The 13016-nt window shown below is 71.1% G+C and carries 15 protein-coding genes; 9 read left to right on the top strand and 6 right to left on the bottom strand.

The genetic code is table 11. The features are described from left to right. The first annotated feature begins 109 nt into the window (after positions 1 to 109). Together J2Z30_RS09890 and J2Z30_RS09885 are read left to right on the top strand one after the other, a co-directional pair. Positions 110 to 766 (top strand): response regulator transcription factor, encoded by a 657-nt coding sequence (locus J2Z30_RS09890; protein WP_044569864.1) that lies wholly within the window; start codon positions 110 to 112, stop codon positions 764 to 766. Beyond that, complete coding sequence (locus tag J2Z30_RS09885; RefSeq protein ID WP_044569862.1) at positions 759 to 2159, top strand: sensor histidine kinase; 1401 nt, start codon at positions 759 to 761, stop codon at positions 2157 to 2159. Before J2Z30_RS09890 ends, J2Z30_RS09885 begins: the two co-directional genes overlap by 8 nt. On the opposite strand, the gene J2Z30_RS09880 is transcribed toward J2Z30_RS09885, so the two are convergent. The 4 genes from J2Z30_RS09880 to J2Z30_RS09865 form a co-directional block, all read right to left on the bottom strand. Continuing rightward, positions 2156 to 2632, bottom strand: coding sequence for a MarR family winged helix-turn-helix transcriptional regulator (locus J2Z30_RS09880; protein WP_044569859.1), 477 nt, complete (start codon positions 2630 to 2632; stop codon positions 2156 to 2158). The two genes, J2Z30_RS09885 and J2Z30_RS09880, sit on opposite strands and share 4 nt — an antisense overlap. Before the next feature lie 94 nt (positions 2633 to 2726). Beyond that, positions 2727 to 3407, bottom strand: coding sequence for an AIM24 family protein (locus J2Z30_RS09875; protein WP_044569856.1), 681 nt, complete (start codon positions 3405 to 3407; stop codon positions 2727 to 2729). After that, positions 3404 to 4054: an AIM24 family protein gene (locus J2Z30_RS09870; protein WP_044569854.1), complete on the bottom strand. Its 651-nt coding sequence runs from the start codon at positions 4052 to 4054 to the stop codon at positions 3404 to 3406. Before J2Z30_RS09870 ends, J2Z30_RS09875 begins: the two co-directional genes overlap by 4 nt. Then, on the bottom strand, positions 4054 to 4692 hold the full coding sequence (locus tag J2Z30_RS09865; protein ID WP_078956636.1) for an AIM24 family protein: 639 nt from the start codon (positions 4690 to 4692) through the stop codon (positions 4054 to 4056). The genes J2Z30_RS09870 and J2Z30_RS09865 overlap by 1 nt, the downstream gene beginning before the upstream one ends. Positions 4693 to 4863: 171 nt before the next feature. Between J2Z30_RS09865 and J2Z30_RS09860 the strand changes: the two genes are divergently transcribed. After that, positions 4864 to 5208 carry a DUF3817 domain-containing protein gene (locus tag J2Z30_RS09860; RefSeq protein ID WP_020868373.1) on the top strand — a complete coding sequence of 115 codons (345 nt, stop codon included), beginning with the start codon at positions 4864 to 4866 and terminating at the stop codon, positions 5206 to 5208. Further along, on the top strand, positions 5205 to 5498 hold the full coding sequence (locus tag J2Z30_RS09855; RefSeq protein WP_020868372.1) for an MTH1187 family thiamine-binding protein: 294 nt from the start codon (positions 5205 to 5207) through the stop codon (positions 5496 to 5498). The genes J2Z30_RS09860 and J2Z30_RS09855 overlap by 4 nt, the downstream gene beginning before the upstream one ends. 21 nt (positions 5499 to 5519) lie before the next feature. Here J2Z30_RS09855 and J2Z30_RS09850 read toward each other — a convergent pair whose 3' ends face one another. Then, a complete protein-coding gene (locus tag J2Z30_RS09850) occupies positions 5520 to 6506 on the bottom strand; it encodes an ArsR/SmtB family transcription factor (RefSeq protein ID WP_044569849.1) in 987 nt (328 codons plus the stop codon). Between the two features lie 101 nt (positions 6507 to 6607). Between J2Z30_RS09850 and J2Z30_RS09845 the strand changes: the two genes are divergently transcribed. The 4 genes from J2Z30_RS09845 (at position 6608) to icmA (ending at position 10823) form a co-directional block, all read left to right on the top strand. After that, complete coding sequence (locus tag J2Z30_RS09845; protein ID WP_044569847.1) at positions 6608 to 7939, top strand: MFS transporter; 1332 nt, start codon at positions 6608 to 6610, stop codon at positions 7937 to 7939. A 68-nt stretch (positions 7940 to 8007) separates the two neighbouring features. Continuing rightward, complete coding sequence (locus J2Z30_RS09840) at positions 8008 to 8517, top strand: MarR family winged helix-turn-helix transcriptional regulator (RefSeq protein WP_044569846.1); 510 nt, start codon at positions 8008 to 8010, stop codon at positions 8515 to 8517. Positions 8518 to 8615: 98 nt separating this feature from the next. Further along, entirely contained in the window at positions 8616 to 8948 is a 333-nt protein-coding gene (locus J2Z30_RS09835) for a DUF3817 domain-containing protein (RefSeq protein ID WP_078956635.1), read from the top strand. 138 nt (positions 8949 to 9086) lie between these two features. After that, positions 9087 to 10823 (top strand): coenzyme B12-dependent isobutyryl-CoA mutase large subunit, encoded by a 1737-nt coding sequence (icmA, locus tag J2Z30_RS09830; protein WP_044569842.1) that lies wholly within the window; start codon positions 9087 to 9089, stop codon positions 10821 to 10823. Here the strand turns inward: icmA and J2Z30_RS09825 are convergent. Continuing rightward, complete coding sequence (locus J2Z30_RS09825; protein WP_044569840.1) at positions 10799 to 11476, bottom strand: TetR/AcrR family transcriptional regulator; 678 nt, start codon at positions 11474 to 11476, stop codon at positions 10799 to 10801. The genes icmA and J2Z30_RS09825 overlap by 25 nt on opposite strands. A gap of 138 nt (positions 11477 to 11614) precedes the next feature. Between J2Z30_RS09825 and J2Z30_RS09820 the strand changes: the two genes are divergently transcribed. Next, a complete protein-coding gene (locus J2Z30_RS09820) occupies positions 11615 to 12586 on the top strand; it encodes a tetratricopeptide repeat protein (RefSeq protein ID WP_044569838.1) in 972 nt (323 codons plus the stop codon). Positions 12587 to 13016 lie beyond the last annotated feature (430 nt).

Raw genomic sequence — 13016 nt, 5'->3', positions numbered from 1 at the left:
GGTTCCTCCCCATTCGTGTTCGGACGTCAACCACCCTGGCCGATCGATGCTGAAGCCCAGCTGAAGCCGCCTGAAGAGATCTTCAGGTTCGCTCTGCGACGCTGGTCGCATGCGTTTGCTGATCGTGGAGGACGAGCGGCGGCTGGCCCTGTCGCTGGCCAAGGGGCTGCGTGCGGAGGGGTTCGCCGTGGATGTTGTGCACGACGGCCAGGAGGGGCTGCACCGTGCGCAGGAGGGGGTGTACGACCTCGTCGTCCTCGACATCATGCTGCCGGGGCTGAACGGCTACCGCGTGTGCGGGGCGCTCCGGGCGGTCGGCAACGAGGTGCCGATCCTGATGCTCACCGCCAAGGACGGCGAGTACGACGAGGCGGAGGGGCTCGACACCGGGGCCGACGACTATCTGACCAAGCCGTTCTCGTATGTGGTGCTGGTGGCGCGGGTACGGGCGCTGCTGCGGCGGCGCGGCCCGGGGGCCTCGCCCGTGGTGCGGGTGGGGCCGCTCACCGTGGACCGGGGCGCGCGCCGGGTGGAGCGGGACGGCCGGGAGGTGCCGCTGACCGCCAAGGAGTTCTCCGTGCTGGAGCAATTGGCGACGCGGGCGGGGGACGTGGTTTCCAAGGCGGAGATCCTGGAGCATGTGTGGGACTTCGCCTATGACGGCGACCCCAACATCGTCGAGGTGTACGTGAGCGCGCTGCGCCGCAAGTTGGGCGCGGGGTTCATCGAGACCGTACGGGGAGCGGGGTACCGGCTCCGTGGGTAAGGTCTTCGGCTCCGTACGGGCGCGGGCGGCGCTGGGTGCGACCGTGGTGGTCGCGGTGGCGTTGGTGGCCGCGGGGATCGCGGTGCTCGCGGTGTTGCAGAGCAATCTGGCGGACCGGGCCGAGGTCGACGCCGGGGCCACCGCGCGGGCGGTGGCCTCCAAGGTCGCCGGTGGGGTGCCGTACCAGGAGCTGGACCTCGGCGACGACACCCCGGTGCAGATCGTGGACGAGGACCACCGGGTCCGCGCCGTCAGCGACGACCTCCAGGCCGTCACGGGCACCGGCAGTTCCTCGGTACGGCCGGTCCCGGCGGCGCCGGGAGAGGACGACGACGATGACGACGGCGGCGCGGGGGAGGTCTCCTCGACGCCCGACTACAGCTCCGGCACGGCCCGGGTCGACGACAAGACGGCGGAGTACCGCTGGGCGGCTGTCGAGGTCACCGACGCCCGGGGCGAGGACGTCACCGTCTACGCGGGCGCCCCGCTGGCCACCGAGCGCGGCGCGGTCACCACGGTGCGGAACGCGATGCTGCTCGGGCTGCCGCTGTTGCTGGTGGTCGTGGCGGCCGTGACCTGGCTGGTGACCCGGCGCGCGCTGCGGCCCGTGGAGGGCATCCGGCGCGAGATGGCCGCCATCACGGCGAGTACGGACCTGGCCCGGCGGGTGCCCGAGCCGGGGTCGCACGACGAGGTGGCGCGGCTGGCCCGGACCACCAACGAGACGCTCACGGCGCTGGAGGCGTCCGTGGAGCGGCAGCGGGCCTTCGTGGCCGACGCCTCCCATGAGCTGCGCTCCCCGGTGGCCTCGCTCCGCACCCAGCTGGAGGTGGGCGCCGCCCATCCGGAGCTGCTGGACCTGGACGGCGCCGTGGAGGACGTGGTGCGGCTGCAGCGGCTCGCGGCCGATCTGCTGCTGCTGGCCCGGCTGGACGCGGGGGAGCGGCCCACAGGGGAGACACCGGTGGCGCTGGACGCCCTGGTGCGCGAGGAGCTGGCCCAGCGGGTGGCGGACCGGGTGCCGGTGCGGGACGAGGCGGCGCCGGTCGCGGTGCCGGGCTTGCGCGGGCAGCTGGCCCAGGTGCTGGGCAATCTGGTCGACAACGCCCAGCGGCACGCCCGGAGCGGGGTGCGGGTGACGGTGCGCGAGGAGGGCCGGTGGGCCGTGCTGGAGGTCGCGGACGACGGCGCGGGCGTGCCCGAGGCCGAGCGGGAGCGGATCTTCGAGCGGTTCGTACGGCTCGACGACGCCCGCAGCCGCGACGATGGCGGGGCCGGGCTCGGCCTCGCCATCGCGCGGGACGTGGCGGTGCGCCACGGCGGCACGCTGGCCGTCCGTACGGCACCCGAGGGCGGCGCCCTGTTCGAGCTGCGGCTGCCGGCGGGCCCCTAGACCCGGCCCCGCTGGGTGCGCAGATGCTCCGCGACGGGTACCAGCGATCCGTACAGCGCCTTGAGGTCCTCCGGCGCGAGCAGATCGATGAAGTGCCTGCGCACGGACGCCACATGGTGGGGGGCGACCTTGCGCATGGTGTCCCAGCCCTGCTCGGTCAGCACGGCGTACAGCCCCCGCCGGTCCGATTCGCAGTTCTCGCGGCGGACCAGGCCGGCGTTCTCCATCCGGGTGATCTGGTGGGACAGCCGGCTCTTGGACTGCAGGGTCGCGGACGCGAGATCGCTCATCCGCATCCGGTGGTCCTCCGACTCCGAGAGGTTGACCAGGATCTCGTAGTCGTTCATGGTCAGGCCGAACGGCTGCAGGTCTTTTTCGAGCTGGTAGGTCAGCAGCCGGCTGACGTCCAGATGGGTGCGCCAGGCGCGCTGTTCCTCTTCGCTGAGCCAGCGCGTGCCGTTCTCGGTCTCCATGGGATGTATTCTACCTATAGAAGTTGAATTCCGAACCAATGGATGTATCGGGCTAGAGGTCACCTGTTCGACGTTACACTCCGCACCTTCGTGCTCACGAACCGGTACCCCCTGTCTCGCCGACCGATATCTCGGCGACGACCTCCTCCGTGGACTGGAGCAGTACGGTCCCCGCGCCCACGAACTCGAATTGGTGCTCCTCGCCCGATGCGCCCCCGATGCCCGTACGCGACCGGACGGCCCCGAGGAAGCCGCGCAGATACTGGTGGTCGTAGTGGTGGCACGGCGTCGGGCAGTCCGCCCAGCCGACCAGCGCCTGGGGATCCACCCGGATCGGCGGCTCCATGAAGACCACGGGACCGTTGGAGGCGGCCACGAACTTCCCCGTGCCGATGAGGGTGAGGAAGCCCGGGACGATGGACTGCTTCAGGGACAGCGAGGGCTGGAAGGCGAGCAGATTGCCGGACCGGATGGAGAGGTTGCCGTCGTCCAGGTCGTAGGAGTTGACGTCGAAGGCGCGGTCCGCGAGCACCATCTTGCCCTGCCCCTCGGCCACCACCCACTCCGCCGCGTGCAGCGGGGAGTGGAAGCTGTGGGCGATGAGGTGGTCGAGGTGGCCGAGGCCGACGCCCTGGAAGTCGATCTGCCCGTAGTAGGCGACCATCTTCCCCTTCTGCAGGAACCACTGCCCGTTCAGATCCACGCTGAAGGCGTACGGATTGATGTTGTCGTCGACGGGCAGCGTCCAGACGTCATGGATGACGGGGCTGTTCACAGCTTCTCCTCCGATGCCTGGACGTAGACCATGCCGGTGCCGGACAGCTCCAGTTGGAACGCCTCGCCCGAGCCGCGGCCCACCATTTCGCGCCAGCCGATCGCCGTCGAGAGCTTATTGCGAACATCACCCCGGTGGGCGACATAGGCTTGCGGATCGACATGCACCGGACGTCCCGGGCCGATCGGCAGCTCCAGCACCCCGCCGTGCGCCATGACCGCCGCCGAGCCGTGCCCCTCCAGGGTGGTGGTGAACAGCCCCTGGCCGGTGACCTGGCCGCGCACCATGCCCATCACCCCGCCCTGGGAGCCCAGGAACATCGTGCCCTGGCGCAGCGAGCCGTCGAAGGCCAGCAGCCGGTCCGACTCCACACAGAGGGTGTCGCCGACCAGGTCGATCACATGGACGTGGTGGCCGCCGTGCCCGAACATCACCGTGCCCTGGCCCTCGACGGTCATCAGCGGAGTGGCCTCATTGGCGACCCGCCGCCCGATCATTCCCCGCAGCCCGCCCTGGCCGCCGGTGATGCTGGGCGTGAACCGCACGTCCCCGCGGTAGGCGAGCATCGCGCCACGCTGGCTGAACAGGGTCTGTCCGGGCATCACCTGGGCCTCGACCATCCGCGAGGTGAGCAGATTGAACGGCATCACACCTCACCCCCGATCGTGTTGCGCTCACTGGGCTGCACGTAGACCAGCCCATCGCCCTCGAAGCGGATCTGGAAGGACTCCCCGCCGCTCTCGCCTATCAGCGCGCGGAAGTTCACCCCCGCCTGGAAGTGCTGCTTGAGACCGCCGGTGTGGGCGAGGTACGCGCCCGGGTCGACCTGGAGCGGTGTCTGCGGGGTGACGCGCAGTACGACCGCCGTGCCGGCGGAGACGAGCGCGGCCTGGCCGGTGCCCTCGACGGTCGTGGTGAACAGCCCGTTGCCCTGAGAGGAGCCGCGCAGCCCGGTGAAGGAGGTGCCGGTGCGCAGCGCGGAGTCCGCGCACAGCAGATTGCTGGACTCCACATAGAGCTTCTCGCCCCGCAGCGACACCAGGTTGATCTCGCTCGCCCGGTCGGCGAAGTAGCACGTGCCGTGCCCCTTCACCTCCATGACCGCCATCTGCTCACCGGTGAGCCGCCGGGTCACCATCCCGCGCAGCCCCTCCCCGCCGCCCGTCCTCTTCTTGAAGGTCATATCCCCCTCGTAGGCGACCATCGCGCCGTTCTTGGCCTTCACGGAGTCGCCGGTCAGGTCGACCGCGAGCACCCTGCTTCCCTGGAGCCGAAACTGAGCCACGGAGCCGACGGTAGCGGTCCGGCGACGTCGGGGGACAGGGAGCGCGGGGGCATGAGGTGACCCCCGGACGGAGATCGCCCGCGCGGCTGCGACAATGGGCGAAAGCTTGTGCATTCCTTCACAAGCTGGTCTGTGCTCTCCCGTCTTCTCTCTTCACACGAAGGTGCTCTCGTGGACTTCAAGACCGCCACCGCGCTGCGCCGGCTCCGCCTGGTCTCCGCGCCCGAGGCCGTGTCGTTCCTGCTGCTGCTCATCTGCTCGGTGCTCAAGCGCACCACGGACTTCAACGCGGTGCCGGTGATGGGCATGGTGCACGGCGTGCTCTTCATCCTCTACGTGGTCTTCTGGGCGGACGCCTGGAACCGCGCCAAGTGGAAGTGGCAGACCGCGGCCCTGTACTTCGTCCTCTCCGTCCTGCCCACCGGCGGCTTCTTCGCCGAGCGCAAGCTCAAGCGGGAGACCGAGGCCGGGGTGATCGCGGCCCGCGCCCGTAAGGAGGGCGTGGTCAACGCATGATCGTCGCCTTTTCGGTGACGCCGCTGGGCGTCGGCGAGGACGTGGGGGAGTACGTGGCCGACGCGGTGCGGGTGGTCCGCGAGTCGGGGCTGCCGAACCGTACGGACGCGATGTTCACCTCGATCGAGGGCGAGTGGGACGAGGTCATGGACGTCGTCAAGCGTGCTGTCGCGGTGGTGGAGGCGCGGGCGCCCCGGGTCTCGGTGGTCCTCAAGGCCGATATCCGCCCGGGGGTCACGGACGGTCTGACCTCCAAGGTCGAGACGGTCGAGCGTCACCTCTCCGACTGACCCCGGTGCGGGCGGGCGGCCTCAGCCCCCGCCCACCAGGGCCATGCCCAGCGGGGTGCGTTCGTACAGCACCTGATGGCCCTGGCGGCGCGAGCTGAGCAGCCCGGCGGCGCGCAGCACCGCCAGATGCGCCGAGACCGACGAGGGCGCCAGGCGGTGCCGGGCGGCCAGGGCCGTGGTGGACGCGGGCTCCTCCAGACCGGAGAGGATCGCGGCCCGGCTGGCCCCCAGGAGCCGTACGAGCGCGTCCGCCGTGACCGCGTCCGGCTCCCGCCACAGCCCGCCGACCCCGCGCGCCGGATAGATCACCGTGGGCTGCCACGGCGGGGCGAAGCCGCTGACCACATCCGGCCAGACGAAGACGCTGGGCATCAGCAGCACCCCGCGGCCGTCGAGGTCCTGCGTCTGGGCGGGCACCACGGAGTTGCGGATGGTGAGCGTGGAGTCGGTCCAGCGCAGCGCCGGGCGCAGATCCGCGAACAGCCGCTCCAGGCCGCCCTCGGCCAGCTGCCGTGAGCGATGGGCGATATCGGTCTCCAGTAACGCCCGCAGCCGGGGCCAGTCCGGTGCCACCAGGGCCCGCCAGGCCCGTTCGGTCACATCCGCCAGCCGCTGGACGGCCCGCGCCGGATCGTCCAGCATCGCCCGGCCCCGCGCGGAGCCGGCCGCCCCCGGCGTGCACTCCAGGGACAGGGCCAGCTCACGGCGGGCGACGGCGGGGTCCGTGGCCCGCATCCGCGCCAGCTCGTCCTCGAACGGCGCGTACGGCACCTCCGGCGGCGGGCCCAGGAAGTCCGGGGTGTAGCCGCGCCCCGGCATCAGCAGCCACAGCTCCGACAGATCGAGCCCGGCCATCGCCTCCCGTACCCGCCGCAGCCACGGCAGGTGATAGCCGTGCCGCTCGGTCCGGCGCAGCGTGCGCACCGCCTCATGGGTCTGGCACAGCGGCGAGATGGCGAACCGGCAGCGCAGCAGATCATCGGCACCGAACTGCATATGCAGTGGCATGGCGGCACCCCCGGGCCCGAAGATTCGGCTCAGTCCGAGACAGGATTCGGCTCAGTCCGAAACACTAGAGCCCGCCCCGCCCGTACGGGCACGCTTCCGGCATGGCAACGCCCTCCGGGCCCGGCACCACGGACCCCCTCGAGCCGCGCACCGACGCGCCCGCCTCCCGACCCGAGCTCGCGCCCGGCGCCGACGAGGGGCCGCCGCGGGGCCCGGGGAGCGTTGGCTACCGCGCGGTGTTCGCGGTCGGTGAGTTCCGGGCCGTTTTCGCCGCGCACCTGGTCTCCATGCTCGGCGAGGTGGTCGGCCAGCTGGCGCTGTCCGTCCTGGTCTTCCGGCTCACCGGATCGCCGCTGCTGAGCGCCCTGACGTTCGCCACCTCGATGCTGCCGTACGTGATCGGCGGCGCCCTGCTCTCCTCCGTCGCCGACCGCTTCCCGGCCCGCCGGGTGCTGGTGGTCTGCGATCTGGTGCACGCCGCGTGCGTGGCCGCCATGGTGGTGCCGGGGATGCCGGTGGCGGCGCTGCTCGCGCTGCGCTGTGTGCCCGCCGCGATCTCCCCGGTGTTCAGCGGCACCCGGTCGGCGACGCTCGGCGACATCCTCGGCGAGGGCGACCCCTTCGTACTGGGCCGCTCGGTCATCCGGATCACCGCCCAGACCGCGCAGCTCGCCGGGTTCGGCGTCGGCGGGCTGCTGCTGGCCGCCGTCTCGCCGCGGGCCGCGCTGGCGCTCACCGCGGCGGCGCTCGTCGGCTCGGCGCTGGTGCTCCGCTTCGGCACCCGCCGCCGCCCGGCGCGGCAGCTGACCGGGGGCGGGGCTCCCCCAGCTACCGCTGGGAGATGCCCCCTGCTCGGGGACTCGCTGAGCGGGGTCCGGCGGCTGTTCGCCGACCGCCGGATCCGGGCGCTGATGCTGCTGTCGTGGGTGCCGCCGATGTTCGTGGTGATGCCCGAGGTCCTGCTGACGCCGTACTCCGATGGGCTGGGTCTCGGCTCGGTGGGTCTTGGGCTGCTGATGTGCGGGATGCCGGTGGGCGCGGTCGCGAGCGAGGCGCTGGTGGGCTCGCTGCTGGGACCGCGCGCTCGGGCCCGGCTGACGCTGCCGGTCGGCGTCGTGGCGATGCTGCCCGCCCTGGGGTACGCCGTCCGTCCGTCGTTCGGCTGGGCGCTGGCCCTCCAGGTGCTGACCGGCTGCGGTATCGCCTACAGCCTCGGCCTCGACCAGTGGTTCTTCGCCGCCGTCCCCGATGAGCTGCGCGGCCGGGCGATGACGGTGATGACGGCCGGGCTGATGACCGCGCAGGGTCTCGGCATGGCGGTCTCGGGCGCGGTCGCCGAGTTCGTACCGGTCCATGTGGTGGCCGCGACCGCGGGCGGCTGCGGGGCGCTGTGCTCGCTGCTGGTGGCGCTGGAGGTGCGGCGTACGGTCTGAAGGGCTCGTCCGGCCCGAAGTGTGAGATAGGGCTGACCACGATATGACCGGCCGGTAGGGTCGGTGGTGTGCCGAAGCCGCTCAGCCTGTCGTTCGACCCCATCGCCCGCGCCGATGAGCTCTGGAAGCAGCGGTGGGGGTCCGTGCCCTCGATGGCCGCGATCACCTCGATCATGCGGGCCCACCAGATCCTGCTCAGCCAGGTCGACGCGGTCGTCAGACCCTACGGACTGACCTTCGCCCGCTATGAGGCGCTGGTGCTGCTCACCTTCTCCAAGGCCGGTGAGCTGCCGATGTCCAAGATCGGCGAGCGGCTGATGGTCCACCCGACCTCGGTCACCAATACGGTGGACCGCCTGGTCAAATCGGGTCTGGTCGACAAGCGGCCGAACCCCAACGACGGCCGCGGCACCCTGGCCTCGATCACCGACCGGGGCCGTGAGGTGGTCGAGTCGGCCAGCCGTGATCTGATGGCGATGGAGTTCGGGCTCGGGGCCTACGACGCCGAGGACTGCGGCAGGCTCTTTGAGATGCTGCGCCCGCTGCGGGTCGCCGCGGAGGACTTCGAGGACGACTGAGCAGCGCCTCGAGGACGACTGACGCGGGGCTCGGGGGGCGGCCGCCGCGGACCGGGGGCGGCGAAGATCGCCCCGGAACGGGCGGTTACGCTCAGGGCATGAAACGCAGCGTGCTGACCCGCTACCGGGTCATGGCCTACATCACCGCAGTGATGCTGCTCGTGCTCTGCACCTGCATGGTGTTCAAGTACGGCTTCGACACGGGCGAGGACCTCACGCTCGTGGTCTCCCAGATCCACGGCGTGCTCTACATCGTCTACCTGGTCTTCGCCTTCGACCTCGGCTCCAAGGCCAAGTGGCCGTTCGGCAAGCTGCTGTGGGTCCTGGTGGCGGGCACCATCCCGACGGCCGCGTTCTTCGTCGAGCGCAAGGTGACCCATGAGGTGGAGCCGCTGGTCAGCGGCGCGGAGCCCGCGCCCGCGCGGGTCTGACCAGCGGTTTGTGGCCCTTCCGCGCGTCCCGTCCGGGATCGGACGAGGCGCACGGAAGGGGAGCGGGATGCCCCCATTCGGCTGAGTGTGGTGAGTTTCGCGTCGACAATTAGTAGGACGTCCAAGTACTTTTGAAGCATGGACGCCGAAGGCATTGACGCGGGCCGCCGACGGTGGCAGGCCCGGTACGACGCGGCACGCAAGCGCGATGCCGCCGGGGGTTTGGGGGCGAAGCCCCCAAGGGATTGGACGCGCAGCACGTTGTCGGGTGACCCCGTCGAGCCAGTCTACGGACCCGCCCCGGGCGACTCCGTGGAGGGGTTCGAGCGGATCGGCTGGCCCGGGGAGTTCCCCTTCACCCGTGGCCTCTACGCCACCGGGTACCGGGGCCGGTCCTGGACCATCCGCCAGTTCGCCGGGTTCGGCAATGCCGAGCAGACCAACGAGCGCTACAAGATGATCCTCGAGGCGGGCGGCGGCGGGCTCTCGGTCGCCTTCGACATGCCCACGCTGATGGGTCGCGACTCCGACGACCCGCGCTCGCTCGGCGAGGTCGGCCACTGCGGTGTCGCCATCGACTCCGCCGCCGACATGGAGATCCTCTTCAAGGACATCCCGCTCGGCGACGTCACCACCTCGATGACCATCAGCGGTCCGGCCGTCCCCGTCTTCTGTATGTACCTGGTCGCGGCCGAGCGCCAGGGCGTGGACATCGCACGGCTGAACGGCACGCTCCAGACGGACATCTTCAAGGAGTACATCGCCCAGAAGGAGTGGCTCTTCCCGCCGGAGCCGCATCTGAAGCTGATCGGCGACCTGATGGAGTACTGCTCCGAGGGCATCCCCGCGTACAAGCCGCTGTCCGTCTCCGGCTACCACATCCGCGAGGCCGGGGCGACGGCGGCGCAGGAGCTCGCGTACACCCTCGCCGACGGCTTCGGCTATGTGGAGCTGGGTCTCTCCCGGGGCCTTGACGTCGACACCTTCGCGCCCGGCCTGTCCTTCTTCTTCGACGCGCATGTCGACTTCTTCGAGGAGATCGCCAAGTTCCGCGCCGCCCGCCGGATCTGGGCCCGCTGGATGCGCGACGTCTACGGGGCGACCACCGAGAAGGCGCAGTGGCTGCGGTTCCACACCCAGACCGCCGGGGTCTCGCTCACCGCCCAGCAGCCGTACAACAACGTGGTGCGGACCGCCGTGGAGGCCCTCGCCGCCGTCCTCGGCGGCACCAACTCGCTGCACACCAACGCCCTGGACGAGACCCTCGCGCTGCCCAGCGAGCAGGCCGCCGAGATCGCCCTGCGCACCCAGCAGGTGCTGATGGAGGAGACCGGGGTGGTCAATGTGGCCGATCCGCTGGGCGGTTCCTGGTACATCGAGGCGCTGACCGACCGGATCGAGGCCGACGCCGAGAAGATCTTCGAGCGGATCAAGGAGCGCGGCCGCCGCACGGTGCCGGGCGGGCAGGAGCCCCGGTGGCCGATCACCGCCGGCATCCTCCAGGGCATCGAGGACGGCTGGTTCACCGGCGAGATCGCCGAATCCGCCTTCCGCTACCAGCGGGCCCTGGAGAAGGGCGACAAGAAGGTCGTCGGCGTCAACTGCCACGAGGGCTCGGTCACCGGCGATCTGGAGATCCTGCGGGTCAGCCACGAGGTCGAGCGCGAGCAGGTGCGGGCGCTGGGCGGCCGCAAGGCCGGGCGTGACGAGGCCGAGATCACCAAGGGGCTCCGGGCGATGGTCGCCGCCGCCCGCGAGGGGTCCAACATGATCGAGCCGATGCTGGCCGCGGTGCGCGCCGAGGCGACACTCGGCGAGGTCTGCGACGCCCTCCGCGACGAGTGGGGCGTCTACACGGAGCCGGCCGGCTTCTGAGCCCCGTCCGGGGCGGGTCCGGCGGCCGCCGCGCCACCGGCGTCCGCCCCGGTCATCCCGTACAGCAGCAGATCCGTGAAGTCCCGGGCCCAGCGCGGGTCCACCGGCTCCGCGCTGACCATCAGCCGGTGGAGCACCGTCCCGGCGACCGCGTCGAAGATCAGGTCCGCGTTGCGGGCCGACGCCTCCGGGTCCTCCTCGCGCGGCAGCTCACCACGGAGCCGGGCGCGCTCCCGGCCGATCGTCACCAGCCGCTTCTGCCGGTCCACGATCGCCGAGCGCACCCGGCACCGCAGCGACTCGTCGTGCGTGGCCTCGGCGAGGACGGCCATCAGCGCGGTGCCCGTCTCGGGGCGCTCCAGCAGCGCCCCCAGCCGGATCACCGCGGCCTCCACATCGGCGTGCAGACTGCCGTGGTCGCCCGCTTCCAGGTGTTCGTCGAAGACCGCCGCGACCGCGTCCACCACCAGCTCGCACTTGCTCGCCCAGCGGCGGTAGAGGGTCGTCTTGGCGACTCCGGCACGGGCCGCCACATCGCCCAGGGTCAGCTTCGCCCAGCCCAGTTCCACCAGGGCGGCACGCGTGGCGCCCAGGATGGCGCGGTCGGCCTCGGCGCTGCGCGGGCGCCCGGTGCGGCGTGCGGACGGGCTCATGCGCGGCACCCTACCCGCCAGTACCGCGCATCGTCCCGGGTGAGTTACGCTACGACTCGTAGCGTAAGGGCGTGCCACGGCCGGTCCATCGGCTGATGCGCTTTTCCCTTCACCGCGCGAAGAGGGGAGGATGGGACCATGCAGCCACGGAACATGTCCATGAGTGGAGCGGTCGACCTCGCCGCGGTGAAGGCGGCCGGAGAAGCGAAGCAGAAGGCGGAGCGGGCGCGGGCCGAGACGGCCCGCACCGGGGGCGCCCCCGCGCCCGGCCGTCTGATCTTCAATGTCGACGAGGCGGGTTTTCAGCAGGACGTCCTGCAGCGCTCCACCGAAGTGCCGGTCGTCATCGACTTCTGGGCCGAGTGGTGCGAGCCGTGCAAGCAGCTCGGCCCCGTCCTGGAGCGGCTGGCCACGGAGTACGCGGGGCAGTTCGTCCTCGCGAAGATCGACGTCGACGCCAACCAGATGCTCTTCCAGCAGTTCGGCGTGCAGGGCATCCCCGCGGTCTTCGCGGTGATCGCGGGCCAGCCGGTGCCGCTCTTCCAGGGCGCCGCGCCCGAGGCGCAGATCCGCCAGGTGCTGGACCAGCTGATCCAGGCGGCGGAGCAGCAGTTCGGCATCGTGGGCACACCGGTTGAACCCGGCGCCCAGGACGAGGCCGCCGAGGAGGACGTGCCGGAGGTCCCCGAGTCGCCGCAGGACCTCGCGCTCGCCGCGGCCCACCAGGCGCTGGACGCCGGTGACCTGGGCGGCGCGGTGCGGGCGTACCAGGGTCTGCTCGCCGACGACCCCGCCAACGGCGAGGCCAAGCTGGGCCTGGCCCAGGCCCAGTTGCTGGAGCGCGTCCAGGGAGCGGACGCCACGCAGGTGCGCAAGGCGGCCGCGGAGGGCCCGGCGGATGTCAGGGCCCAGATCGCGGCGGCCGACCTCGACCTGGTGGGCGGTCATGTGGAGGACGCCTTCGGCCGGTTGGTGGACGCGGTGCGCCGCACGGCGGGGGAGGACCGGGACGCGGCCCGGGTTCATCTCCTGAGTCTGTTCGATGTGATCGGCGGTGAGGACCCCCGAGTGGTGGCGGCGCGCGGCGCGTTGGCGCGGGTGCTGTTCTGACCTCCGGCTCCTCAAACAACACAGCGACCGCTCTTTACTAAAACTTGGTAAACGCGGTCGCTGTTACTGCCAGTAAATGCGAGCCCCGGCTTTGTCCGGTCTTGGAGTAAATCTCCCTCTCTTTCCGGTCACTGTCCGGCAACCCTGTGTGGCCGATCTCGACCGTCCTGCCGCAGTTCGGTTATCCGTCCGTTACTCGCTAGTAACGAACCCCTTGTGCCCAGGCCGGGAATGGACCACGATCGGCCAAGCTCGGTCCATCCCCCCGTAGCTCGGCATCCGGTCGGCGCGTCGGTGTGGTTGGGTCCCCACCGGGCAGGTCGGCGGCAGTGGCGCCGGCCGTGGACAGGGGGGTCTCTGCCCACAAGGCAGGGCCTGTCCAGGAGGTTGCGCGAGATTGCGTGGCCAGTGGTTGTCGCTCGGGGGTGAT

The organism is Streptomyces iranensis (genome assembly GCF_017874715.1).
GTDB lineage: Bacteria > Actinomycetota > Actinomycetes > Streptomycetales > Streptomycetaceae > Streptomyces > Streptomyces iranensis.
The sequence above is the reverse complement of the archived record's forward strand: the minus strand, read 5'-3'. Positions and strand labels throughout refer to the sequence as shown.